Origin of the sequence: Luteibacter jiangsuensis (assembly GCF_030812295.1) — a bacterium.
In the GTDB taxonomy this organism is placed as follows: domain Bacteria; phylum Pseudomonadota; class Gammaproteobacteria; order Xanthomonadales; family Rhodanobacteraceae; genus Luteibacter; species Luteibacter jiangsuensis_A.
Genome location: NZ_JAUSSK010000005.1, coordinates 211,063 through 233,467, shown reverse-complemented (window position 1 = coordinate 233,467; position 22,405 = coordinate 211,063). Strand labels below are relative to the sequence as shown.

At 66.2% G+C, this 22,405-nt stretch carries 22 protein-coding genes; 16 read left to right on the top strand and 6 right to left on the bottom strand.

What is annotated here, in order from left to right; translation table 11 throughout:
• The first annotated feature begins 13 nt into the window (after nucleotides 1–13).
• The 10 genes from J2T07_RS17260 to J2T07_RS17215 all read left to right on the top strand — a co-directional run bounded on the left by J2T07_RS17260 (nucleotide 14) and on the right by J2T07_RS17215 (nucleotide 11,387).
• Nucleotides 14–724 carry an ABC transporter ATP-binding protein gene (locus J2T07_RS17260; RefSeq protein ID WP_306851596.1) on the top strand — a complete coding sequence of 237 codons (711 nt, stop codon included), beginning with the start codon at nucleotides 14–16 and terminating at the stop codon, nucleotides 722–724.
• A gap of 30 nt (nucleotides 725–754) precedes the next feature.
• Complete coding sequence (locus J2T07_RS17255; RefSeq protein ID WP_306851594.1) at nucleotides 755–2,062, top strand: ABC transporter permease; 1,308 nt, start codon at nucleotides 755–757, stop codon at nucleotides 2,060–2,062.
• A gap of 10 nt (nucleotides 2,063–2,072) precedes the next feature.
• Complete coding sequence (locus J2T07_RS17250; protein WP_306851592.1) at nucleotides 2,073–3,287, top strand: ABC transporter permease; 1,215 nt, start codon at nucleotides 2,073–2,075, stop codon at nucleotides 3,285–3,287.
• A 15-nt stretch (nucleotides 3,288–3,302) separates the two neighbouring features.
• On the top strand, nucleotides 3,303–4,607 hold the full coding sequence (locus J2T07_RS17245; RefSeq protein WP_306851590.1) for an ABC transporter permease: 1,305 nt from the start codon (nucleotides 3,303–3,305) through the stop codon (nucleotides 4,605–4,607).
• On the top strand, nucleotides 4,604–5,824 hold the full coding sequence (locus J2T07_RS17240; protein ID WP_430539374.1) for an ABC transporter permease: 1,221 nt from the start codon (nucleotides 4,604–4,606) through the stop codon (nucleotides 5,822–5,824). The genes J2T07_RS17245 and J2T07_RS17240 overlap by 4 nt, the downstream gene beginning before the upstream one ends.
• Nucleotides 5,825–5,899: 75 nt before the next feature.
• Entirely contained in the window at nucleotides 5,900–7,234 is a 1,335-nt protein-coding gene (locus J2T07_RS17235) for a sigma-54-dependent transcriptional regulator (protein WP_306851588.1), read from the top strand.
• 13 nt (nucleotides 7,235–7,247) lie between these two features.
• Nucleotides 7,248–8,639 (top strand): sensor histidine kinase, encoded by a 1,392-nt coding sequence (locus J2T07_RS17230; RefSeq protein WP_306851586.1) that lies wholly within the window; start codon nucleotides 7,248–7,250, stop codon nucleotides 8,637–8,639.
• A gap of 51 nt (nucleotides 8,640–8,690) precedes the next feature.
• On the top strand, nucleotides 8,691–9,653 hold the full coding sequence (locus J2T07_RS17225) for an SPFH domain-containing protein (RefSeq protein WP_306851584.1): 963 nt from the start codon (nucleotides 8,691–8,693) through the stop codon (nucleotides 9,651–9,653).
• A gap of 5 nt (nucleotides 9,654–9,658) precedes the next feature.
• Nucleotides 9,659–10,111 (top strand): NfeD family protein, encoded by a 453-nt coding sequence (locus tag J2T07_RS17220; protein ID WP_306851583.1) that lies wholly within the window; start codon nucleotides 9,659–9,661, stop codon nucleotides 10,109–10,111.
• The gene (locus J2T07_RS17215; RefSeq protein WP_306851581.1) at nucleotides 10,101–11,387 is read left to right on the top strand and encodes a threonine/serine ThrE exporter family protein; all 1,287 of its coding nucleotides are present in this window, start codon (nucleotides 10,101–10,103) and stop codon (nucleotides 11,385–11,387) included. The genes J2T07_RS17220 and J2T07_RS17215 overlap by 11 nt, the downstream gene beginning before the upstream one ends.
• A gap of 26 nt (nucleotides 11,388–11,413) precedes the next feature.
• On the opposite strand, the gene J2T07_RS17210 is transcribed toward J2T07_RS17215, so the two are convergent.
• The 4 genes from J2T07_RS17210 to J2T07_RS17195 form a co-directional block, all read right to left on the bottom strand.
• A complete protein-coding gene (locus J2T07_RS17210; protein ID WP_306851580.1) occupies nucleotides 11,414–11,794 on the bottom strand; it encodes a tautomerase family protein in 381 nt (126 codons plus the stop codon).
• 24 nt (nucleotides 11,795–11,818) lie between these two features.
• Entirely contained in the window at nucleotides 11,819–12,142 is a 324-nt protein-coding gene (locus tag J2T07_RS17205; protein WP_306852161.1) for an H-NS histone family protein, read from the bottom strand.
• A gap of 480 nt (nucleotides 12,143–12,622) precedes the next feature.
• Entirely contained in the window at nucleotides 12,623–14,320 is a 1,698-nt protein-coding gene (locus tag J2T07_RS17200; RefSeq protein WP_306851578.1) for a proline--tRNA ligase, read from the bottom strand.
• A gap of 58 nt (nucleotides 14,321–14,378) precedes the next feature.
• The gene (locus tag J2T07_RS17195; RefSeq protein ID WP_306851576.1) at nucleotides 14,379–14,801 is read right to left on the bottom strand and encodes a DUF4124 domain-containing protein; all 423 of its coding nucleotides are present in this window, start codon (nucleotides 14,799–14,801) and stop codon (nucleotides 14,379–14,381) included.
• A 173-nt stretch (nucleotides 14,802–14,974) separates the two neighbouring features.
• Here J2T07_RS17195 and pssA point away from each other — a divergent pair, with 173 nt between their 5' ends.
• Genes pssA through rimI form a run of 3 tightly spaced genes read left to right on the top strand, consistent with a single transcriptional unit; the run spans nucleotide 14,975 to nucleotide 16,714 of the window.
• Complete coding sequence (pssA, locus tag J2T07_RS17190; RefSeq protein WP_306851574.1) at nucleotides 14,975–15,760, top strand: CDP-diacylglycerol--serine O-phosphatidyltransferase; 786 nt, start codon at nucleotides 14,975–14,977, stop codon at nucleotides 15,758–15,760.
• Nucleotides 15,761–15,765: 5 nt separating this feature from the next.
• Nucleotides 15,766–16,236, top strand: a complete 471-nt coding sequence (locus J2T07_RS17185; RefSeq protein WP_306851572.1) for a hypothetical protein — start codon at nucleotides 15,766–15,768, stop codon at nucleotides 16,234–16,236.
• A 4-nt stretch (nucleotides 16,237–16,240) separates the two neighbouring features.
• Nucleotides 16,241–16,714 carry a ribosomal protein S18-alanine N-acetyltransferase gene (rimI, locus tag J2T07_RS17180; RefSeq protein WP_306851570.1) on the top strand — a complete coding sequence of 158 codons (474 nt, stop codon included), beginning with the start codon at nucleotides 16,241–16,243 and terminating at the stop codon, nucleotides 16,712–16,714.
• A 14-nt stretch (nucleotides 16,715–16,728) separates the two neighbouring features.
• Here rimI and J2T07_RS17175 read toward each other — a convergent pair whose 3' ends face one another.
• Both J2T07_RS17175 and J2T07_RS17170 read right to left on the bottom strand, forming a co-directional pair.
• Nucleotides 16,729–19,212 carry an ABC transporter permease gene (locus tag J2T07_RS17175; RefSeq protein WP_306851568.1) on the bottom strand — a complete coding sequence of 828 codons (2,484 nt, stop codon included), beginning with the start codon at nucleotides 19,210–19,212 and terminating at the stop codon, nucleotides 16,729–16,731.
• A complete protein-coding gene (locus J2T07_RS17170) occupies nucleotides 19,209–19,895 on the bottom strand; it encodes an ABC transporter ATP-binding protein (RefSeq protein ID WP_306851566.1) in 687 nt (228 codons plus the stop codon). Before J2T07_RS17170 ends, J2T07_RS17175 begins: the two co-directional genes overlap by 4 nt.
• Between J2T07_RS17170 and J2T07_RS17165 the strand changes: the two genes are divergently transcribed.
• The 3 genes from J2T07_RS17165 to J2T07_RS17155 all read left to right on the top strand — a co-directional run bounded on the left by J2T07_RS17165 (nucleotide 19,894) and on the right by J2T07_RS17155 (nucleotide 22,368).
• Nucleotides 19,894–20,505, top strand: a complete 612-nt coding sequence (locus J2T07_RS17165; RefSeq protein WP_306851564.1) for an arylesterase — start codon at nucleotides 19,894–19,896, stop codon at nucleotides 20,503–20,505. The genes J2T07_RS17170 and J2T07_RS17165 overlap by 2 nt on opposite strands.
• A gap of 118 nt (nucleotides 20,506–20,623) precedes the next feature.
• Nucleotides 20,624–21,349 carry a response regulator transcription factor gene (locus J2T07_RS17160; protein WP_306851562.1) on the top strand — a complete coding sequence of 242 codons (726 nt, stop codon included), beginning with the start codon at nucleotides 20,624–20,626 and terminating at the stop codon, nucleotides 21,347–21,349.
• Nucleotides 21,350–21,375: 26 nt separating this feature from the next.
• Nucleotides 21,376–22,368: a sensor histidine kinase gene (locus J2T07_RS17155; protein ID WP_306851560.1), complete on the top strand. Its 993-nt coding sequence runs from the start codon at nucleotides 21,376–21,378 to the stop codon at nucleotides 22,366–22,368.
• Nucleotides 22,369–22,405 lie beyond the last annotated feature (37 nt).

The window sequence follows — 22,405 nt, the reverse complement described above, 5'->3', positions numbered from 1 at the left end:
AGAGGGAAAACCCATGCTCAAGATGACCCATCTCGCCAAGGTCTACCGCACGGAAGTCGTCGAGACCTACGCCCTGCGCGACTTCAACATCGACGTGAAGGAAGGCGAGTTCGTCGCCGTGACGGGCCCCTCCGGCTCGGGCAAGACCACCTTCCTCACCATCGCGGGTTTGCTCGAGACCTTCACCGGCGGTCACTACCATCTCGATGGCGTCGAGGTGAGCCAGCTCGACGACAATGCGCGCTCCCGCATCCGCAACGAAAAGATCGGCTTCATCTTCCAGGCCTTCAACCTGATCCCCGACCTGAACGTGTTCGACAACGTGGAAGTGCCCCTGCGCTATCGCGGCATGAAGGCGGCCGAACGCAAGCAGCGGATCATGGACGCGCTGGAACGCGTGGGCCTGGCGTCCCGCGCCAAGCATTACCCCGCCGAGCTTTCCGGCGGCCAGCAGCAGCGCGTGGCCATCGCCCGCGCGCTCGCCGGTTCCCCGCGCCTGCTTCTGGCGGACGAGCCCACCGGCAACCTGGATACGCAGATGGCCCGCGGCGTGATGGAACTGCTGGAGGAGATCCATCGCGAGGGCGCCACCATCGTCATGGTCACGCACGACCCGGAACTCGCCGCCCGCGCGCAGCGCAACGTGCATGTGATCGACGGCCAAGTGGTGGACCTTGCGGAGGAACCGCGCTTCCACGCCCACGCCCACCTCGCCAATTCCTGATCCAGCGTCCGCCGTTCCGGGGGGAGTCCCATGTTCAGTTACTACCTGCAGCTCGGCCTGCGCAGCCTGCGCCGCAACCCGATGCTCACCGCCCTGATGGTGATGGCGATCGGCTTCGGCGTCGCCGCATCCATGACGACGTATTCGGTGTTTCGCGCCACGGCGCGCGATCCGATCCCGCAGAAATCGAGCGTGCTCTTCAACACGCAGGTGGACGCGTTCGGCCCGGAAAATATCGAGAAAGGTGAACCGCCGCCGGCACTGACCTACAAGGACGCCACGGCGTTGCTCCGCGCACACAAGGCCAAGCGCCAGGCGATCATCTATCCGGTGAGCGTCTCGGTCATTCCCGACGATCCCGCGCGCTTGCCCAGTCGTGAAGGAGCCTATGCCACGGGTTCGGATTTCTTCCCCATGTTCGACGTGCCCTTCATCCAGGGGGGCGGCTGGACGCCGGAGGACGACGAGAAGCATGCCAGTGTCGCCGTCATCACGAAGTCCGCGAACGACAAGCTCTTCAATGGCGCCCAGAGCGTCGGCAAGCAGGTGAACCTTGACGGACGCCTGTTCCGAATCACAGGCGTCATCCAGGATTGGGCGCCGCAGCCACTGTTCTTCGACGTGCCCAACACGGGCGGCTTCGACGAAGGCGCTTCGGTCTACATCCCATTCACCCGTGCCGTCGACCTCCAGTTGAGCACGAACGGCAACAACAACTGCGTGGCAGAGCCGGCCGAAGGTTGGGCGAACTATCTGCAGTCGGAATGCATCTGGCTCTCATTGTGGAGCGAACTGCCGACGAAGGCCGATGTTGACGCCTATCGTGGGTACGTGACGGGCTATGCCGCCGAGCAGCAGCGCGCGGGCCGCTTCCGCTGGGCGCCGAACGTGAGGGTGCGCGACGTCATGGATTGGCTCGATGTACAGCGCGTGGTGCCGCCGGAATCGCAGGTGTCCCTCGTGGTGTCGCTCGGCTTCCTGGTCATCTGCCTGGTCAACACGGTGGGCCTCTTGCTGGCGAAGTTCATGCGTCGCGCTCCCGAGATCGGCGTACGCCGTGCGCTCGGTGCATCGCGCAAGGACATCTATGCGCAGTTCCTCATCGAGGCCGGCACGATCGGCGTCGCGGGCGGCATCCTCGGGCTGTTGCTGACCGGCCTGGGCGTGCTTGGGGTCGGCCTTGTTTTCCCCGAGCCGATCGCGCGTCTGGCGACGCTGGACCCTGTCCTGATCCTGCTGACGCTCGTCGTCGCGATCGCGGCCTCCGTCGTCGCCGCCTTCTATCCCACGTGGCGTGCCGCCCAGGTCCAGCCGGCCTGGCAGCTGAAATCCAACTGAGGACATGATCATGCAGATCAAGCCCATTCTCGCCGCGCTGCGCCGGCACAAGGCAGGCACGATCCTTATCGCCCTGCAGATCGCCCTGACCCTTGCCATCGTGTGCAATGCGCTGTTCATCGTGCACGAGCGGGTCGACCGCGTGAATCGACCCACGGGCATGGACGAGTCGAATGTGATAGCCGTGCAGAATCGCTACGTCGGGTCGCCGCCGAATTTCGTACCGCTGGTTAAAACCGATGTGCAGGCGCTCCGTTCGATCCCGGGTGTCGAGTCGGCCTATGCGACCAACTCGTATCCCCTGCGCCAGGGTGGTTGGTCGACCGGTATCCAGACCAAGCCGGACGGCACGAAGGACGGCGTGCCGACCGCCCTCTATTTCGGCGACGAGCAGACCTTGAAGACGCTGGGCGTGCGCCTGATCGCGGGGCGCAACTTCAACGCGGGCGAGGTCGTCACCGTGCAGCCGCAGCAGACGCCTTCGCCGCCGCAGGTCATCGTGACCAAGGCCATCGTCGACAAGCTGTTTCCGAACGGCGACGGGCTGGGCAAGACCATTTACCTGTCGAAAGGCAAGCCCTCCACGATCATCGGTGTCGTCGAGAAGCTGACCGTGCCGTGGACCGACTTCGACCACCTGGACAACGTGACGATCATGCCGGTGATTTTCAACAGCGGGTACCAGCATTTTCTGGTACGTACCCGTCCGGGAGAACAGGATGCCGTCTTCAAGGCGATTCCGAAAACCTTGTACGGGGTCAACCGCATGCGTGTCCTGCCCGAGAAATACGGCGTGCGCACGTACGACATGGTCCGTAGCCGCGCCTACGAGGCCGACCGCGGCATGGCCATCCTGATGAGCGTGGTCTGCGGCGTATTGCTGGCGATCACCGCCGCCGGCATCGTCGGCCTGTCGAGTTTCTGGGTGGGCCAGCGGCGCAAGCAGATCGGCGTGCGCCGTGCATTGGGTGCTCGGCGCAGCGATATCCTCAGTTACTTCATGACCGAGAATTTCCTGATCGCGCTGGCCGGTGTCGTGTTGGGCGTGGTCCTGGCGGTGGGTCTCAGCCAGTGGATGTTCACGCACTTCGAAATGAAGCGGCTGTCCTTCACCTACGTATTGGTCGGCGTCGTCGTGCTCCTCGGCCTCGGCCAGGCCGCTGTGTTCGCGCCTGCGCTGCGCGCGTCGAAGGTGTCGCCGGTCGAAGCCACGCGCAGCGTGTGAACCTTGGGAAACTCGATGTTCGCTTACTACCTGGAGCTCGCCTTGCGCAGTCTCCGGCGGAGCGGTGCGCTGACGGCGCTCATGATTCTCGCCATCGCCCTCGGGATCGGGGCGAGCATGACCACCCTGACGGTACTGCACGTGCTGTCAGGGGATCCGCTGCCGGGACGCAGTGGATCGATCTTCACGCCGCGGCTCGACCCGCGCGGGATGCGGGACTTCGATCTCTCTGAGAACCTGCCTGCCCAGGTGACCTGGACAGACGGCATGAACCTGCTGAACGCTCGGCGTGCGCGGCGGCAGGCCTTGATGACCGGCGGCGCCGTGCCGATCCAGCCGGACGATCCGTCGATCGATCCGTTCTTTGTTTCGGCGCGTTACACCAGTGCCGATTTCTTCGGCATGTTCGACACGCCGTTCCGCTACGGGCAAGCTTGGAGCGCCACCGAGGACGAGCAGCGCGCGCATATCGCGGTGATCGGCGCGGAGTTGAACGATCGGCTCTTCCATGGCGAAAACAGTGTCGGCAGGACTATCCACGCCAACGGTGCGGATCTGCGTATCGTCGGCGTGCTGAAGCCATGGAGGCCGGTCCCCCACTTCTATGACCTGAACACTACCAACTACGGCGCGGCGGAACAGGTATTCGTACCCTTGACCACCTCTCGGGCGATGCGGCTGACCCGCAATGGTGGCGTCGAATGCTGGGGCGAGGGGTCCAGTGACGAGGAGCACATGGAGGCGGCGAGTTGCGTGTGGTTGCAGCTATGGGTGGAACTGGGCGACGCCGCTGCCGTAGCTTCCTACCGCACGTTCCTGGAGGGTTATGCGCGTGAGCAAGTCGCGTCGGGCCGGTACGATCGTCCCGCGCGTGCCGAACTCACCGACGTGATGCGCCTCCTCGACGAGCAACGTGTCGTTCCCAGCGACGTCCGCCTGCAAGTGTGGCTTTCGCTCGGCTTCTTCGCGGTTTGCCTGGTCAACACCGTGGGCCTGATGCTGGCGAAGTTCATGCGCCGGGCGGGCGAGGTGAGCGTGCGCCGTGCCCTGGGTGCTTCGCGGCGCAGCGTGTTTACGCAACTCCTGACCGAGGCGGGAATCGTCGGACTCGCCGGTGGCTTAGGCGGCCTGGCGGTGGCCTTGCTGGGGCTCGCGATCTTGCGCATGCAACCGAGCCCCGCGGCGGAACTGGCTCACCTGGACCCGACCATGCTGGCAGCGACCTTCCTGGTCTCGCTGCTCGCCGCGCTCGCCGCCGGCGTGGTGCCGGCGTGGCGTGCATGCCGGATTCCTCCGGCGCTGCAATTGAAGAGCCAATGATGCGTCTCGATATCGCTCCCATTCTTTCGACGCTCGGCCGGCACAAGCTCACGGCGACGTTGATCGTGCTGCAGATCGCATTGACGTGCGCGATCCTGTGCAATGCGACCTTCCTGATAAGCGATCGGTTGCGTTGGATGCAGACGCCCAGTGGGATCGACGACGATCGCATCGTGCGTCTTATGGTCTCCGACATCGGCCCACGCGCCGACATGCACGCGCGAGTCGAGGCGGACCTCGCGGCGCTGCGCGCCATCCCGGGCGTGGAGGCGGTGACTGTGACCAACTCGCTGCCGTTCGGCCCTTCCTCCTGGAATACCCCGGTGAGGCTCACGCGCGACCAGTCGACGCCATCCCTGGAAGCCGCAGCCTATTATGGCGAGGCGGTGGGCGAAACGCTGGGCCTGCGCCTCGTCGCGGGACGCTTCATCCGTCCTGACGAGTACACCTGGGTGGACGACCATGCCGCGAAGCAGGTACGCGGAAGTCCGGTGGTCGTAGTCACACAGGCGCTCGCGCAGCGCCTGTTCCCCGACCAATCGGCGATCGGCCGGAGCATCTTCATCGGCGACGAAGAACTCCACATCGTGGGGATCGTCGAACGACTGGCCCGGGCCGGCGACCAGAGCCGGTCCGGTGTATACGAGACGCTGTTGCTGCCCTGGCGCATGGTCACCGCCTATGGTGGCGGCTTCGCGGTCCGTGCGCGTCCCGGCGAAGCCGGCAGGGTGCGGCAAGCCGCGGCGGCGGCCCTGAAGGCGGTCGATCCGCGCCGTGTCATCATCGAGAAGCGGCTTTACACCGAGGTGCGCGACCGTTACTTCGCCACGGACCGCGCGACGACCGTGCTGCTCGCCGGTGTATGTGTCGCCTTGCTTGTCGTCACGGCGCTGGGCATCGTTGGCCTGGTCAGCTTCTGGGTGGCCCAGCGCCGCCGCCAGATCGGCATCCGTCGCGCCCTTGGCGCGAGCCGCATCGATGTGCTGCGTTATTTCCAGACCGAGAACTTTCTTCTCGCCAGCATGGGCATCGCTCTGGGCATGGTGCTCGCCTATGCGATCAACCTGCTGCTGATGCGTGAGTACGAACTCCCGCGCCTTCCGTTCGGCTACCTGCCCGTGGGGGCGGTGGTGCTGTGGTTGCTGGGCCAGGCCGCCGTCCTCGCACCGGCCCTGCGGGCGGCGTCCGTGCCCCCGGTGGTGGCGACCCGTGGATAGAATGGGAAAGAGTGCCGGCGGGGATGCAACCTTTTCGCCGGGAGAGGCATCCATGGCTGCATGCGAAGGGACCAGATGCGCTGCGTATTGATCATCGACGACAACCCCGCCGTGGGCGAGGCGCTCTCGCTCGCGCTCAGCCTGCGCGATATCCGTCCCCTGGTGGCCCTGACCCCCGACGATGGGCTGGCCACGCTGGCGCGCGAACGCGTGGACGTCGTCATCCAGGACATGAACTTCACCGCCGATACCACTTCGGGCGAGGAGGGCGTGGCGCTGTTCAAGGCGATCCGCGCCCGCCATACCGATCTTCCGGTGATCCTCCTCACGGCCTGGACGCACCTGGAGGCCGCCGTGGAACTGGTGAAGGCCGGTGCCGCCGATTACCTGGCCAAGCCATGGGACGACACCAAGCTTCTCGCCACGGTGGAGAACCTGCTCGAGCTGTCCGAGTCCACCCGTGAGGTGACCCGTGCTCGGGTGGAGCGCCGCCGGCGCCGCGAGGCCCTGGAAAGCCGCTACGACCTCGATGGCCTGGTCTTCGCTTCCGAAGCGATGAGCCGCACCATCGAGCTGGCTTGCCAGGTCGCGCGTTCGGACGTGCCGGTACTCATCACTGGCCCGAACGGCGCCGGCAAGGAACGCATCGCGGCCATCGTGCACGCCAATTCCGCGGTGCGTCATGGCCCGTTCGTGGCGGTGAACTGCGGCGCGTTGCCGGGAGAGTTGATCGAAGCCGAGTTGTTCGGCGCCGAGGCTGGCGCGTACACGGGAGCGAACAAGGCCCGCGAGGGCCGCTTCGAGATGGCCGATGGCGGTACCTTGTTCCTCGACGAGATCGGCAACCTGCCGCTGCCGGGCCAGATGAAATTGCTGCGCGTGCTCGAAACCGGCCAGTTCGAACGGTTGGGCTCGGGACGCACGCGACACGCCAAGGTTCGCGTGGTGAGCGCCACGAATGCGGACCTGAAGGCGATGATCGCAGCCGGTGCCTTCCGCGAGGATCTCTACTACCGGCTCAACGTGATCGACGTGAACTTGCCGCCGCTGTCGGAACGCAGCGACGACATACTTCCTCTCGCCGAATTCTTCCTCGATGGACGGGCCACGCTGAGCGAGGATGCGCGGGAAGCGCTTCTGGCCCATACGTGGCCGGGCAACGTGCGCGAACTGAAGAATGCGATCGCACGCGCGGCCTTGCTGGCGGCGGACGGCAGGATCGAGCCGGTCCACCTCAATCTGCCACCACCGGCCGCCACCGCCAGCCGCAATCTCGACGAGCCCAGCCGCGAATCGGTCGAGGCGGCGCTGGCCTCGGCCGGCGGGGTGGTCAGCCGGGCGGCGAGCAACCTGGGCCTTTCACGACAGGCGCTTTACCGGCGCATGGAGCGTTACGGGCTGGCGGTCTGATACGTTCGACGGCATGAAGACCCTCTCGCTCGAAGGACGCATGACCCTCGTCGTGGCCGGTTCGGCCATCGTCGGCGCGCTCGTCTTCGCAGGCGTGTCGATCTGGCCGTTCCCGCAAGTGCTGGCCTGGATACGTGCCGTGCCGGACAAGGCGGGCAAGCTGCCGGCGGTCACCTCCATCGAGCCGTTCGACGGCGGTACGGCGCTGATCATCTGCCTGCTGGTGCTCCTGCCGTTGTCGGCCTGGGTGGCGCATGCGCTCGTGGAACCGTTGCGGCGCCTCATGCGCGCGCTGGAAAGCGCGGTGGCGAGCTACCGCGACGGCGATTTCAGCATGTCCATCGGCACCTCCCGGCGCGATGAACTCGGCGACCTGATCCGCATGCATAACGCGCTAGGCCAGACCCTGCGCGACCAGCGCCAACACCTCGCCCAGCGCGAACTGTTGCTCGACACGGTGGTGCAGAACACGCCGGTGGCACTGGTCCTCACCGACCCGAGCGGAAAGGTCACCTACGCGAATATCGCGGCACGACACCTGTTCAACGAGGGACGAGCGCTCGCGGGCCTGGATTTCGACACCGTGCTGGCGGCGATGCCGGAGAGCCTGCGTGAAGCGGCGGCCGGTGGGGAGGATGCCTTGTTCTCCGTCGAGATGGACGGCAGCGAGGAAACCTTCCACCTGTCCCAGCGTGGCTTTCGCCTGCAGGGGCGTCCGCACCGGTTACAGCTCTACCGCCGCATGACGCGTGAGTTGTCGCGCCAGGAAGTGCACACGTGGAAGCGGGTGATACGGGTGATCAGCCACGAGCTCAATAACTCGCTGGCGCCGATCTCGTCGTTGTCGCACTCGGGCGCCGAGCTGGCTCGCCGTGGCGATCTCGCGCGATTGCCTGGCGTGTTCGCCTCGATCGGCGACCGCGCGAAACACCTGCACAGTTTCATCGCCGGCTACGCCAGTTTCGCCAAGCTGCCGGCGCCGCAATCCCGGGTTGTCCCATGGGTACCCTTCCTCGACGCGCTGGCGCTGCATGCGCAGTTCCATCTTGCCTCGCCGCCGCCCGAGCAGCCCGGCTGGTTCGACCCGACCCAGGTGGAGCAGGTCCTCATCAACCTGATCAAGAACGCCCACGAGGCGGGCGGGGATGCCACCGACGTGTCCGTGGCCGTGCACCAGGTCGGGCGCGACACGCTGATCGAAGTGTCCGACCGTGGGCCGGGTATGAGCGAAACGGTGCTCGCCCAGGCCCTGCTGCCGTTCTATTCCACCAAGCGTTCAGGTACCGGCCTAGGCCTGGCCCTGGCCCGCGAAATTTCGGAGGCCCATGGCGGACGCATCGCGCTGGCCAATCGCGAGGGCGGCGGCTTGCGTGTGACCCTGGTATTGCCCGCCGGCTCGCCCTGAGGTGCTTCGCCTATACTCCCGGGACATACCGGGATAGGGAGAGACAAGGCCATGGGAAATATCGTCGTCGCGCTGGTCGTGGTGGTCGTCGCCATCATCGTGCTGGCCAAGCTCATTCGTATCGTGCCGCAGGGCTACGAATGGACGGTGGAAATGTTCGGCAAGTACACGGGCACGCTCACCCCGGGTCTGCACTTCCTCATTCCATTCGTCTACGCGATCGGCCGCAAGATGAACATGATGGAACAGGTGCTCGAGGTCCCGTCGCAGGATGTCATCACCAAGGACAACGCCGTGGTCCGCGTGGATGGCGTGGTCTTCTACCAGGTGCTCGACGCGGCCAAGGCGGCCTATGAAGTGGCGAACCTGGAAATGGCGGCCCTCGCGCTGATCATGACCAATATCCGCACCGTGCTCGGCTCGATGGACCTGGACGAAAGCCTGAGCCAGCGCGACGCGATCAACGCCAAGCTGCTCGGCGTGATCGATGAGGCCACGCACCCCTGGGGCGTCAAGGTGACGCGTATCGAGATCAAGGACATCTCGCCGCCGCGCGACCTGGTGGACGCCATGGCACGGCAGATGAAGGCCGAGCGCGAGAAGCGCGCGAACATCCTCGATGCCGAGGGCTTCCGCCAGGCGGCCATCCTCAAGGCCGAGGGCGAGAAGCAGTCGGCGATCCTCGAGGCCGAGGGAAAGAAGGAGGCCGCGTTCCGCGAGGCGGAGGCACGCGAGCGACTTGCCGAAGCCGAAGCCAAGGCCACCACGATGGTCTCGCAGGCCATCGCCAGTGGCGATGTGAACGCGCTGAATTACTTCGTCGCCAACAACTACGTCGAGGCTCTGAAGGAAATGGCCAAGTCGCCCAACCAGAAGACATTGCTGCTGCCCATGGAGACCACGGGCATCCTCGGCTCGCTGGCAGGTATCGCGGAGCTCGCACGCGACTCGCTCGCCTCGCAGCAACGCACGCCGGCAGAGACCTCCAACCGCACGCCGCCACTGCCGCGCTGATCGCCATGGACCAGATCGCCGTGCATTACCTCTGGTGGATCGTCGCGTTGCTGTTGATCGGCGGCGAGGTGATCCTGCCGGGTTACTTCATGTTGTGGATCGGCATCGCCGCCGCGGCCATGGGCGTGGTATTGCTGGTGCTGCCGGGGATGGGAGCGCTGGCTCAGGCGGTGGTGTTCGTGGTGTTCGCCTTCGTCTCGTGCTTCGTCTACTGGAAGGTGGTCAGGCCGCGCCTGGAGCGGATTCCCGCGGGCAACGAGCGGCTCAATCGCCGGGGCGAGCAGCTGATCGGACAGCGCTATACGCTGTGTGAGCCGATCGTGCAGGGTCGTGGCAAGGCCAGGGTGGGCGACGGCATGTGGCTGGTCACCGGCCCGGACCTGCCCCTCGGCGCGACGGTGGAGGTGACCGGCATCGATGGCACGACCCTGCGCGTGAAGGCGGTGGATGTTGGCTGATGCTTTGCCGCTGACCGTGCCGGTGGGTTTCGCCACCACCGCGCTCAACACCCGTATCGCCTTCCTCACCGAACTGGCGCGGCGGCTGCACCAGTACGGCACCACCGCCCCTCGCCTCGAGACGGCCATCAGCCGGTCGGCGCAGCGGCTGGGCCTGTCGGCCGAGGTGTGGTCCAGCCCCACCGCGATCATCGTTTCCTTCGCCGACCTGGGGCAGGGCGAGGAGAGCGTCGCCCAGGTCACCCAGGTGATGCGGCTTCCGCCGGGCGATGTGAACCTCGGACGCCTCTGCGAGGCCGACCGCATCGCCGACGCCGTGATCGACGGCCAGATGGAACTGCGCGAGGGCTTTCATCTCTTGCGCAAGCTCGGCGCGCCGGAGACCTTCCGCGCCGAACTGGGTGTGATCGCCAGCTATGGTCTGTGCGCCGCCAGCGTCGTGGCCCTGCTGCTGCACAGCGCGTGGCCCGACCTCGTCACCGCCGGCGTCATCGGTGTGATCATCGGTCTCATTACGGTCGCCTCCGGCAGCCGCCCGCGGCTGGCCGCGGCGAGCGAAGCCATCAGCGCGATGGTGGCCACGATCATCGCGACCGTGGTCAGCGCCTATGTCGTGCCCCTGGCATTGAAATCGGTGATCCTGGGCAGCCTGATCGTCCTGCTGCCGGGCATGGCCCTGACCACGGCGGTGCGCGAGATTTCCAGCCAGCACCTGGTGGCCGGCGTCGCCCGCATGGGCGGGGCGGTGGCGACCCTGCTCAAGCTCACCTTCGGCACCGTCGCGGCCAGCCAATTGTGCGAAGCCTTCGGCATCGAACCGCGCAACTACGCGCTACCTCCGCTGCCGGGCTGGGCCGACTGGCCTTCGCTGATCCTTGGAGCGTTCTCGTTCGCCATCCTCTTCCGTGCCGCCCGGCGCGACTGGCTGGTGGTGATGGGAGCGGTGGTGCTCGGCTATCTCGCCACGCGGTGGGGCGGCAGCATTTCCGGTTCGCTGCCGGGGGCGCCATTCGGGGTATTCGTCGGCGGCTTGCTGTTAGGTTCGTTGAGTAATGTGTATGCGCGTTACGCGCAGCAACCCGGCGCGGTGGTGCGCGAGCCTGGGATCATCCTGCTGGTGCCGGGGTCAGTCAGTTTCCGCAGTGTGTCGTACCTGCTGGATCGCGACGCCTCGCTCGGCATGGACACTGGCCTGCTCGGCGTCACGCTGCTCGTCTCGCTGGTGGCGGGACTATTATTCGGCGACTTGATCGTAGCCCCCCGCCGCTCACTCTGACGGGCGGGAAGCGACTCTACAGATAATCAACTTGCGTATTGCGCTACGCCGTTGCCGAACGACCAGTTTTCCTTCTTCACCTCTACCAGGCTCACGAAGACGTCTCCCGGCTTCACGCCGGCTGCCTTGCCGAGGTTCTCGGCGATAGCCTTGTACAGTGCCTTCTTCTGCTCGAGCGTACGCGTGTCGTTGAAGGTGATCTGTACGATCACGATGTCGTCGCTGCGCTCGATGCCGAGGTAATGGGCGTCGTAAACGAGGCCTTCGGTGTCATGTTCGGCAATGACCTGGAAGCGGTCGTCGGCCGGCACACCGATGCCGACCAGGGCATCGTGAACGGCATTGCCCAGGGCGGTGCGATAAGCGGCATCCTTGCCGCGACGCAGATCGATTCGAACGAGAGGCATGTGCGGCTCCTGGTGGTGAACGCGTCAGACCAGCAGATCTTTTTCTTTCTTGCCGGCCTTCAGCGCTTCGTTGAACCAACGTGGGCGCTTGCCACGACCCGACCAGGTCTGGGTGGGGTCGGCGGGATTGCGGTACTTGGCGGCCACGGTGGTGCCGGCACGCTTCGACTTGGGCGCGCGTGCGCCGAATACGTCGTCGAAGGTGAAGCCTTCCGCTTTGATAAGCGCGTTGATTTTCTCGCGCAGTTTGCTGACCTTTTCCTTGCGCAGTTCGTTCTGGCGAACCTGTGCCTTGGTGATCAACTCATTGAGCTGGTTGTGATTGAGGCTCTTGATATCGACAGCCATTGGCATCTCCGGGTTATTGCCTGAATAGGGGTTTCGCATGGGCCATTGGCCTTCTTGATAATGCGAACGCCGGAATTGTGACCCAATTGGCGGGATAATGGCAGTACGGTGAGGGATGTGCCGGCTAATCGGAAGCGATTATCGGATTAGCCTTACAGCGGCAGACGGAGTCGCCATTTTGTGGAAGCCAATTCAGTGACCCTGTGAGACCCGACCTTTCAGCGGTGACTCTGTGGGAGCCTACCTTGTCGGCGATCTCGCGGCAGCGAGCCAGGTCAAGGCAAGCCCCCATCGCCGCTGAAGCGGCTCCCACAAGAGCATCGAGTAGACCGGTTAGGAATAGATCTGGTGGGAGCCGACCTTATCGGCGATCCCGCGGCGGCGGGCCGGGTTGCGGCGGGCACCCATCGCCGACAGGGGCGGCTCCCGCCTCACGCCGGTACAAGAGCTCCCTTCGGAGCTCCTGGTGCTCCCTTCGCATCAGCCGAGCAGGGCGATCAGCTCCTCGCGGGTGACATTGCGTGCCTCGCTGTCGGTGCGCGCGCGGTATTCGAAGGTGCCGGCTTCCAGACCGCGACCGCTCACCACCACCCGGTGCGGCACGCCGATGAGCTCCATGTCGGCGAACATCGGGCCCGGGCGCAGGCCACGGTCGTCGAGGACGGTTTCGATGCCGGCCTGCGACAATTGCTGGTAGATCGATTCGGCGGCTTCCGTCACGGTGGCGTCGTTCTTCGGATTGATCACGCAGACGGCCACGCGCCAGGGTGCCATGGCTTCGGGCAGGATCATGCCGGTGTCGTCATGGCGCTGCTCGATGGCGGCGGCCACGATACGGCTGACTCCTATGCCGTAGCAGCCCATGTACATCGTGCGCATCTTGCCCTGCTCGTCGAGCACGCCAGCGCCCATGGACTCGGCGTACTTCTGCCCGAGCTGGAAGATATGGCCGACCTCGATGCCACGACCAAGGCGGATCGTGCCCTTGCCATCCGGCGAGGCATCGCCATCGACGACCTTGCGGATGTCGGCGACACGGTTGATCCGTGCGTCGCGCTGCCAGTTGGCACCGGTGTAATGCGTGCCGTCGTGGTTGCCGCCGCAGACGAAGTCGGCGAGTACCGCCGCGGCGCGGTCGACGATGACCGGGATCGACCCGGGCAGCCCCACCGGCCCGATGAAGCCGGGACGCGTGCCGGTGGCGGCGACGATTTCCGCTTCGCTGGCCAATTCGGATTCATCCGGCAGTTCGGGAAGGTGTGCGGCTTTCACTTCGTTGAGTTCGTGGTCTCCACGCACGCAAAGGGCGACGAGGCCCTCGCGGCCGCGGACCAGGATGGTCTTCACCACCTGCGATGCGGGAACGCCGAGGAAGGCCGTGATTTCCTCGACCGTGCGCTCCTTCGGGGTATCGACACGGGTGAGTTCCGCCGACGGTGCGGGGCGCTCGGTGGATGGCGCGACGGCTTCGGCCAGTTCGATGTTGGCCGCGTAGCTGGATGCGTCCGAGAAGGCGAGGGCGTCCTCGCCCGAATCGGCCAGCACCTGGAACTCGTGGCTGGCACTGCCGCCGATCGCGCCCGTGTCGGCATCCACCGCGCGGAATTCCAGGCCGAGGCGGGTGAAGATGCGCGAGTACGTTTCGTACATCACCTTATAGGTTTCGCCGAGCGATTCCTGGGTCAGGTGGAAGGAATACGCATCCTTCATGAGGAACTCGCGCGCGCGCATCACGCCGAAACGCGGGCGGATCTCGTCGCGGAACTTGGTCTGGATCTGGAAGAAATTGAGCGGTAGCTGCTTGTAGCTCTTCAGCTCATTACGCGCGAAGTCGGTGATGACCTCTTCATGCGTGGGGCCGTAGCAGAACTCCTGCTCCTTGCGGTCCTTGATCTTCAGCAACTGGCCGCCGAACTTTTCCCAACGGCCGGTTTCCTCCCAGAGCTCGCGCGGTTGCACGGAGGGCATCAGCATCTCGACCGCGCCCGCGCGGACCATTTCCTCGCGGACGACTTTTTCCACCTTGCGCAGCACACGCAGGCCCAGCGGCGACCAGGTATACAGGCCCGAGGCGAGCTTGCGGATCATGCCCGCGCGAAGCATCAGCTGGTGGCTGACGACTTCCGCGTCGGCGGGGACTTCCTTGACGGTGGCGAGGTGGAACTGGCTGAGGCGCATCTGCAAGCGATCCCGACGGTAAAGCCGGGATTATAGGGGTTTCCAGCTTGCCGCCGCTTCAGTTCTGGCAGTAGAGCGTCATCTGCGCCTGGGCGGTCTTGATCTGGCTTTGCCGCGTGGCGTCGTCCACCTGTTTGACGCCGCCCTTGCCGTCGTCCATGGTCACGACCTTCTCGTTGTTGAGGATGTCGAGGTTCTTGCGCAGTTGGTCGCAGAGCTTCTGTCGGTTGGCCGGCGTGTCGTCGGTACTCGCCGCCGCCTTCGTGCCACTCGCGCCGGCGGAGGCCGTGGCGCTCGCCGCCGGAGCGGGGACCGGGGCCTCGGCGGTGCCCGAGGTCTTGATCTTCTCGTACTTCAGGCCGCCTGGCGGGGGTGCGTCGGCGTAATGGGTGACGCCCTGGGCGTCCTTCCACTTGTAAGCCTGGGCCAGGGCCAGGGGACAGACCGACACGAGGAGTGCGAGAGCTAGGCAACGGCGCATGTGGGCTTCCGGCAGGCTGGATGAGTGGCGCAAACAAGTATCACCCGGCGTAGGGGTGCGCAAGCGACGTGGGTCGCGGTTCCCGTCAATGGGCCCGGGATGCCCTACCCGGAGCCGGACTGACGCTTCACGGCACCTGGGATACACTGTCGGCCCATGTCACGGAATGGCCCATGAGCGATCCGATCCAAGTCCGGGGGCCGCGTCACCGCGGTATCTACCTGCTTCCGAACCTGTTCACGACGGGCGCCATGTTCGCCGGTTTCTACGCGATCGTGTCCGCGATCAACGGACACTATGCGGTGGCCGCCCTGGCTGTCTTCGTGGCAGGCATCCTCGACGGCATGGATGGCCGCGTGGCGCGCATGACCCACACGCAGAGCGAGTTCGGCGTGCAGTACGACTCCCTCTCCGACCTGGTCAGCTTCGGCCTCGCGCCCGCGCTGGTCATGTACACGTGGGCGTTGTCGTCGCTGGTGGCTTACGGCCCTGTCTGGGGCAAGATCGGCTGGGCCGCGGCCTTCATCTACGCGGTCTGCGCCGCATTGCGTCTGGCCCGCTTCAACACCCAGGTCGGCGTTGCCGACAAGCGCTATTTCCAGGGCCTGGCCAGTCCCGCGGCCGCCGGGCTGTGCATGTCCTTTGTCTGGACGATGGAAAAGTTCGACATCCCGGGCCCGTCCGTGGCTTTCTTCGCCATGCCGCTGGCGGTGGTCGCCGGGCTGCTCATGGTCAGCAACGTGCGGTATTACAGCTTCAAGGCCTGGCCCAAGGGCGATCGCGTGCCCTTCATCTGGCTGATCGCGGCGGTGCTGATCGTGGTGCTGCTGTTGATCGACACGGCCCGTGTGCTGTTCGCCGTGGCGGTGATCTACACGGTGTCCGGGCCGGTGATGACACTGTGGGGCCGTGCCGCGCACCGTCGGCGCACGCGGCGTCACGCCAAGGCTTCGGAGTAAGCGCGATGTCCGCCGTGCCCGAACGACGCGAACGTCTCCTCAAGGTGATGGGCGTGACGCCCTGGCGCCTGCGGCTCGGCGAGGCATCGTCCGGATCGGCCGCCCAGCCCGCCAACGACGGGCCGGCGCTGGCGGGCGACCGCGTGCCGTGCGTGGTGATCCTTCCGGCCGGGGCGAGCGGGCGCGAACTGGACCTGCTGGGCCGTGCGTTGCGCGCCTTCGGTCCGGCGACGGCACGCGCCGCACGGCTCGAGGTGGGTGAACGCGGGTTGGGCGACGTGCCCGCGTCGGCCGCGTATCTCGTCTTTGGCGAGGCGCAGGCCCGCGCCCTGGGTCACGACCTTCCCGCCGCGGTGATGAGCGCGGCGCACATCGTGCTGGTGGATACGCCGGCGGCGATCGTCGCCGATCCGGCTGCGAAGCGACGGCTCTGGAATGGCTTGCGCACCCTTGGACGTGCCCTGCGCGGAGCCTGAACCCATGGTCGCCGTGGCCCGTCCGTCCAGCGAAGTACGCGCGATGCGCCGCGAGGATCTCGACGCCGTCGTGGCGATCGAGCACGCGTCGTACGAATTTCCCTGGAGCGCGGGCATCTTCCGCGACTGCATGCAGGCCGGGCACAACTGCTGGGTGATCGTCCACGAGGGCGACATCGCCGGCTATGGCATCCTTTCCGTGGCAGCCGGCGAAGCCCATGTGTTGAACGTCTGCATCGCCGCCACCCACCGCGGTCTCGGTTACGGGCGGCGGATGATGCGCCGGTTGATCGACCTCGCCCGCTGGTATGGCGCCGAACGGATCTTCCTCGAGGTACGCCCGTCGAATCCCGTGGCGAAGGATCTTTACGATTCGCTGGGATTCACTGAAATCGGAAGGCGGCCTTCGTATTATCCGGCGAGGGGCGGGCGCGAAGATGCGATCGTGATGGCGCTGGATATGTTGCCTGGTGGGTGAGGCCAACAGCCTCCTCACCCCTCCCGCAACAAAGCCATCGGCGAAGTCCGCAACACCCGGCGCGTGCCGAACAACCCGATCGCCATCACCACCAGCGCCGCGAGCGCGGCGGCGCCGACCAGCGGCCACAGCGGCGGTACGAAATGTTCGATGCGGAAGACGGCCTTGCCCAACCACAGGCCCGCTCCGGTCGCACCCAGCGCGGCGGTGAGGCCGGCGACCCATCCCAGCAAGGCGAATTCACAGGCCGCCGCGGCACGCAGCTGCGCGCGCGTGGCGCCGAGCGTGCGCAACAGGGCCGCTTCCTTGCGGCGTTCCTGGGCACTTGCCGCCAGCGCCGCTGCGAGCACCAGGGCGCCGGCGAGCAGGCTGAACCCGAGTACCCAGCGGACCGCGCTGCCGACCCGGTCGACGATTTCGCGCACGCGGTCGAGCAAGGCATCGACATCGATCAGGCTCAGGTTGCCGTACTCCCGCGAGATTTTGGCCAGCTCGTCGGCGTGACCGCGCGGCAGGTAGAAGCTGGTGAGCCAGGTGTGCGGCAGTTCGCCGGCATGCGCCGGGTCCAGCAGCAGGAAGAAGTTGACCCGGAACGAACTCCAGTCCACCTGGCGCACGCTGCCCACGCGCGCATCCAGCGTGCCTTCACCCACTTCGAAACTCAGCGTGTCGCCCAGCTTCAGATGGAACCGGTCGCGCCACGAGGTATCGACGGATACCTCCGCCCGCTCGGGCGAAGGACCTGGCCAGCGGCCTTCCACCACCTGGTTCGACGGTGGCAATTCCGCACTCCACGACAGGCGCAATTGCCGGTCCGCCGAATCCTTCGCCTCGCCGTCCGCGAATGCGATGCTGTCGATCGGCTTGCCGTTGATCGCGGTGAGCTTGCCTACCGCGAGCGGCATCATGTTGGTCCGCGTGGCACCCATGTGCTCCAGTGACCGTGCGAACTCGTCGCGCTGGTCGTCCTGCAGGTTCAGGGCGAACCAGTTTGGCGTATCCACGGGAAGTTCGCGGCGCCAGCCATCCAGCAAGGACGGCGCGATCACCGCGAGCAGGAGCAACGCGCAAAGCCCGAGCGAAAGCGCCGTGGCCTGGACGAGCGAAAGGCCCCGTCGCCTGGCGAGCGCCGCCAGGCCGAGCCGCAGTGCCGGATGCGCGCCGGGAGCCACGCGCCGCGCTATCACCAGCAACAGCGCCGAGAGCAATGCCGCGACGACGGCCACGCCCGCAAGGCTGGCGGCGAGGATACCCGCCAGCTTGGCGGAGTCGCTCTGCACCCAGACCAGGGCGATGGCCGTGACGAGCGGCACGAGATACAGCACGTCGAAACGGCGCACGCGCCGCTGCATGGATTCGCGAAACACCGCCACGGGAGGCACTTCAGCCAGGCGTACGAGGGGAGGCAAGGCGAAGCCGGCAAGCACGGCCAGGCCCATCGCGGCCGCCGCGAACGCCGGGCCGAGTGGCAGGGTGGTGGGAATGTTGTCGAACAGCTGGCGCGCGAAATACCACGCGCCCTGGGCAAGACCCAGGGCGATGGCCATGCCCAACGCGGCGGCCGGCAGGGCGAGCGCCGCGAGCGTGGTGACGAGCAGGGCCGCCACGCGCCGGCGCGGCGTGCCCAGGGCTCGGAGCAGGGCCACTTCCGCGGCCTTGCGGCGTGCATAACGTGCGGAAGCCAGCGCGATCGCCACCCCGGCGAGCAAGGCGGACAGAAGTGCGGTCAAGCGGAGGAAGGCGCTGGCGCGGTCGAACGCGGTGCGCATGCGCTCCTGCATCTTCTCGGGCGTGATCAGTTCGCCGCCCTGCGGCAGCGCACCGCTTTCGACGCGGGCGCGCCACGTCGCCACGGCAGCCGGCGGCCCGGCCACGAGCAGGCGGTGGCGCGCGCGGCTACCCAGGGAGAGCAGTCCCGCTTCGCTGGCATCGTCCAGGTTCATGAGCGCGCGTGGCGCGAGGGCGAACAATTCGCCGCCATCGGGCTGGCGCACCAGTTCGGCGGCCACATGCAGGTCGCGGCCGCCGATCTGGATCGTCTGGCCCACCTGGATGCCGAGACCCACCATCGCCCGGTGGTCCAGGAATACTTCGCCTCGGGCGGGACCCCGGGCCGTTCGGTCGCGGCCGTCCGCGCCGCGGACCTCGAGGGTGCCGCGCAGCGGATAGACGCCATCCGTCGCCAGGACGTCCAGCAGTTGGCTACGCTCCCCGACGAAGGCCACGCTGCGGAACGACGCGCCGCGCGTCGCGGCCAGGCCATCGGCACGCGCCGATCGCAGCATCGGTTCGGGCAGTGGCGCGGGCGCGGACACACCAAGGTCGCCACCGATCAGTTCGGCCGCGCTGGCCAGGATGCCGCGCTCGATCCGGGTGGAAAGTGTCGCGACCACGCCCAGCGCGATGACCGCGAGGACCAGCGAGGCAGCCAGGGTACGTAGCTCCACCAGGTGCCATTCACGCCGCAGCGTCCGCAGGGCGAGCCGGAAGACGTTCACGCGGGCACCCCGAGACGGCCTTCATGCAGTTCCGCCGAGCGCGCACAACGGGCCGCGAGGCGTGCGTCATGGGTGACCAGGATCAGGGTGGTGGCGTGGTGCCGGTTCATCTCGAAGAGCAGGTCGCCGATGTGTTCACCGGTGTGCTGGTCCAGGTTGCCGGTGGGCTCGTCGGCGAACAGGATGCGCGGACGGTGAACAAAGGCGCGGGCCAGGGCGACGCGTTGCTGTTCCCCACCGGAGAGTTGGGCCGGGTAGTGCCGGCGCCGCGCGCCGAGGCCGACCGACTCCAGTGCCGCATGGGCACGCTCGCGCGCGCCGTTATCGCCCTCCAGTTCCAGGGGGAGCATCACGTTTTCCTCGGCCGTCAACGCCGGGAGCAGGTGGAACGACTGGAAGACGAAGCCCACCAGCCGCCGCCGGATCGCCGCACGGGCTTCCTCGTCCATGCTTTCCAACGGCTGGCCGTCGAGTCGGATGCTGCCCGCCGTGGGAACATCCAGTCCGGCCAGCAGTCCGAGCAGGGTCGTCTTGCCCGACCCGGATGCCCCCACGATGGCGAAGCTCTCGCCCTCCGCGACGCGCAGGTTCACCCCCGAGAGTATGTCCAGCTGGCCCTCCGGCCCGAAAACCGACTTGCTAACATCTGCTACTTCGAGAAGAACACGGGAAGAATCGCTCATGCGTCGTTGCCTGGTCCTGTTGCTGTTCGTCTGGTGCGCCATCGCCTCCGCGGCGGATACGCCGCGCAAGGTGCTGGTGCTCGGGGACTCGTTGTCGGCGGCGCACAACATTCCGGTGGAGGCCGGCTGGGTGCGTTTGCTGGACGCGCGCACTTCGAAGATGGCGACGCCATGGGCGATGGTCAATGCCAGTATCAGTGGGGAAACGTCCCTGAGTGGCCGTAACCGGCTGCCCGGGCTGCTCGAGAAGCAGCGGCCAGGGGTGGTCGTGATCGAGCTCGGTGCGAACGATGGCCTGCAAGGCCTTCCCTTGGGCAAGCTCGCCGACAACCTCGATGCGATGATCGGCGCCGCCACGCGCGCCGGGGCGAAGGTGCTCCTTATCGGCATCGAATTGCCGGTGAACTACGGTCCCCAATACCGCGATGGGCTGCGCAAGGTCTACGTGGACGCGGCGAAGAAACATGGCGTGGCGCTGGTGCCATTCCTGCTCGACGGGGTGGCCCTGGATCCGGCGCTCATGCAGGACGACGGGCTGCATCCGACGGCTTCCGGAGAGCCTCGCGTCGCCGAGAATGTATGGAGGGCGCTAAGCCCGATGCTGCGTTAGACGACGCCGTCTCCACGTGGCGTTACCGACAATGAATCCTTGTTTTCGGTCTTCACGCTGTTCTCACCGGTCCGACCGTTAACTCTTCACATTTGTGAATCACCAGAGGAGTGGAGCGATGAGCAACGACGTACAGGCGGGTTTGATCCTTCTCGTCGAGGACAATCGCCAGATCGCCGAAATGGTCGGTGAGTTCCTCGAACGCAGGGGATACTCCGTCGACTACGCCGCCGATGGCGTCAGTGGCCTGCACCTCGCGGTTTCCAACAGCTATGACGTCATCGTGCTGGATCTCATGCTACCGGGCATGGATGGTCTCGATGTATGCCGCAAGCTGCGCAAGGATGGCAAGAAGTCCACGCCGGTGCTGATGCTCACGGCGCGCGACACACTGGAAGACAAGCTCGTAGGCCTCGAGGCCGGTGCCGACGACTACCTCGTGAAGCCTTTCGAGGTACGCGAACTGGAAGCGCGCCTGCGTGCCCTGATCCGGCGCGACCGCCGCCAGGTCTCGTCCGAGGTCCTCAACGTGGGCGACATGACCCTCGACACCGCCACCTTGCGCCTCACCCGTGGTGGCCAGGAACTCACCGTTTCGCCGATCGGCCTGAAGCTGCTCGCCATCCTCATGCGTGAATCCCCGCGGGTCGTAAGCCGTCGTGACATCGAACGGGAAATCTGGGGCGATACACTGCCCGATTCCGACACGCTGCGCTCGCACCTGTACAACCTGCGCCGCGTGATCGACAAACCGTTCGACCGGCCGCTGCTGCATACGATCCACTCAGCGGGGTACCGGCTGGCCGACCTCGATTCCGAAGTCGCCGCGTCGCAGACGGCATGAAGCGGGGGCGGGTTCGGAACTGATCGATGGAAGGCAGGGCACCGCAGGGGACCAGGCGCCGACGCGGATCGTTCCGCGCGCGCGTCGCGATCGTCTTCGCATTGCAGACGATCGTCGTGATCATCGCTTCGTTGATGGCGGCGAACAACGTCGCCCCCATCGGAGCGGCGATCGCGATCATGCTTTGTTCCGGCGGCCTGGCCTGGCTCGCGGTGTCGCGTGAATGGATTCCCGTAGCGGCGCTGGCGCGCCTGCTGGAAGGCTGGGACCCCGATCGCCCCGACATGGAAGGCCTGGATCGCGAGAACGGGAGAAGTGCCGATGGCGATGTCTCGTCGCTGATTCACGGGCTGCATGGCCTTGCCACGCGTATCGAGGGCTTCGGTGAGCGCGAGCGCAACTTCACGCGGGACGCCAGCCATGAGTTACGCAGTCCACTGACCGTCATCAAGATGTCTTCCGACATGCTTGCCGACGAGACCGATCTTTCGGATTTCGGGCATCGTTCGCTGGAGCGCATTCGCCGTTCCACGCGCGAACTGGAAGCACTCGTCGAGGCTTTCCTCATCCTCTCTCGTGAATCCGACCAGGGCCTCGCGGAAGAAGACTTCGTGGTGAACAATGTGCTGCGCCAGGAAGTGGACTATGCGCGCGAGCTGATCGCGGGACGTCCGGTGGAGTTGATCCTCGACGAACCGGCGAGTTTCGCGTTGCATGCCTCGCCACGCGTCTTCGCGGTGCTCTGCGGCCAGTTGATCCGGCATGCCTTGCAGCAGACCGACCAGGGCACGATCGTCGTCACCGTGATGCCCGGTAGCGTGAGCGTGATCAACCCCGCACTCGATATGCCCGAAGCCGGCAGCCGCCGGCATGCGTCGGTGGACCGACATGGGTTCGACCTGGCGATCGCGCGACGGTTGTCGGATCGGTTCCAGTGGCCGCTGGAGTTGCGGTCCTTGCCCGGGGCCAGTCGCATCGCCAGCGTGCGGTTTCCGCATCCGCAGCCGGTGGAGGCCTGAGGCCAGGTTGTATCGCCGACGGGGTCGGCTCCCACCA

Coding starts and splice junctions, on each gene's coding strand:
- J2T07_RS17260 (WP_306851596.1), top strand. CDS start 14: ATGCTCAAGATGACCCATCTCGCCAAGGTCTACCGCACGGAAGTCGTC.
- J2T07_RS17255 (WP_306851594.1), top strand. CDS start 755: ATGTTCAGTTACTACCTGCAGCTCGGCCTGCGCAGCCTGCGCCGCAAC.
- J2T07_RS17250 (WP_306851592.1), top strand. CDS start 2,073: ATGCAGATCAAGCCCATTCTCGCCGCGCTGCGCCGGCACAAGGCAGGC.
- J2T07_RS17245 (WP_306851590.1), top strand. CDS start 3,303: ATGTTCGCTTACTACCTGGAGCTCGCCTTGCGCAGTCTCCGGCGGAGC.
- J2T07_RS17240 (WP_430539374.1), top strand. CDS start 4,604: ATGATGCGTCTCGATATCGCTCCCATTCTTTCGACGCTCGGCCGGCAC.
- J2T07_RS17235 (WP_306851588.1), top strand. CDS start 5,900: ATGCGCTGCGTATTGATCATCGACGACAACCCCGCCGTGGGCGAGGCG.
- J2T07_RS17230 (WP_306851586.1), top strand. CDS start 7,248: ATGAAGACCCTCTCGCTCGAAGGACGCATGACCCTCGTCGTGGCCGGT.
- J2T07_RS17225 (WP_306851584.1), top strand. CDS start 8,691: ATGGGAAATATCGTCGTCGCGCTGGTCGTGGTGGTCGTCGCCATCATC.
- J2T07_RS17220 (WP_306851583.1), top strand. CDS start 9,659: ATGGACCAGATCGCCGTGCATTACCTCTGGTGGATCGTCGCGTTGCTG.
- J2T07_RS17215 (WP_306851581.1), top strand. CDS start 10,101: ATGTTGGCTGATGCTTTGCCGCTGACCGTGCCGGTGGGTTTCGCCACC.
- J2T07_RS17210 (WP_306851580.1), bottom strand. CDS start 11,794: ATGCCTCTCGTTCGAATCGATCTGCGTCGCGGCAAGGATGCCGCTTAT.
- J2T07_RS17205 (WP_306852161.1), bottom strand. CDS start 12,142: ATGGCTGTCGATATCAAGAGCCTCAATCACAACCAGCTCAATGAGTTG.
- J2T07_RS17200 (WP_306851578.1), bottom strand. CDS start 14,320: ATGCGCCTCAGCCAGTTCCACCTCGCCACCGTCAAGGAAGTCCCCGCC.
- J2T07_RS17195 (WP_306851576.1), bottom strand. CDS start 14,801: ATGCGCCGTTGCCTAGCTCTCGCACTCCTCGTGTCGGTCTGTCCCCTG.
- pssA (WP_306851574.1), top strand. CDS start 14,975: ATGAGCGATCCGATCCAAGTCCGGGGGCCGCGTCACCGCGGTATCTAC.
- J2T07_RS17185 (WP_306851572.1), top strand. CDS start 15,766: ATGTCCGCCGTGCCCGAACGACGCGAACGTCTCCTCAAGGTGATGGGC.
- rimI (WP_306851570.1), top strand. CDS start 16,241: ATGGTCGCCGTGGCCCGTCCGTCCAGCGAAGTACGCGCGATGCGCCGC.
- J2T07_RS17165 (WP_306851564.1), top strand. CDS start 19,894: ATGCGTCGTTGCCTGGTCCTGTTGCTGTTCGTCTGGTGCGCCATCGCC.
- J2T07_RS17170 (WP_306851566.1), bottom strand. CDS start 19,895: ATGAGCGATTCTTCCCGTGTTCTTCTCGAAGTAGCAGATGTTAGCAAG.
- J2T07_RS17160 (WP_306851562.1), top strand. CDS start 20,624: ATGAGCAACGACGTACAGGCGGGTTTGATCCTTCTCGTCGAGGACAAT.
- J2T07_RS17155 (WP_306851560.1), top strand. CDS start 21,376: ATGGAAGGCAGGGCACCGCAGGGGACCAGGCGCCGACGCGGATCGTTC.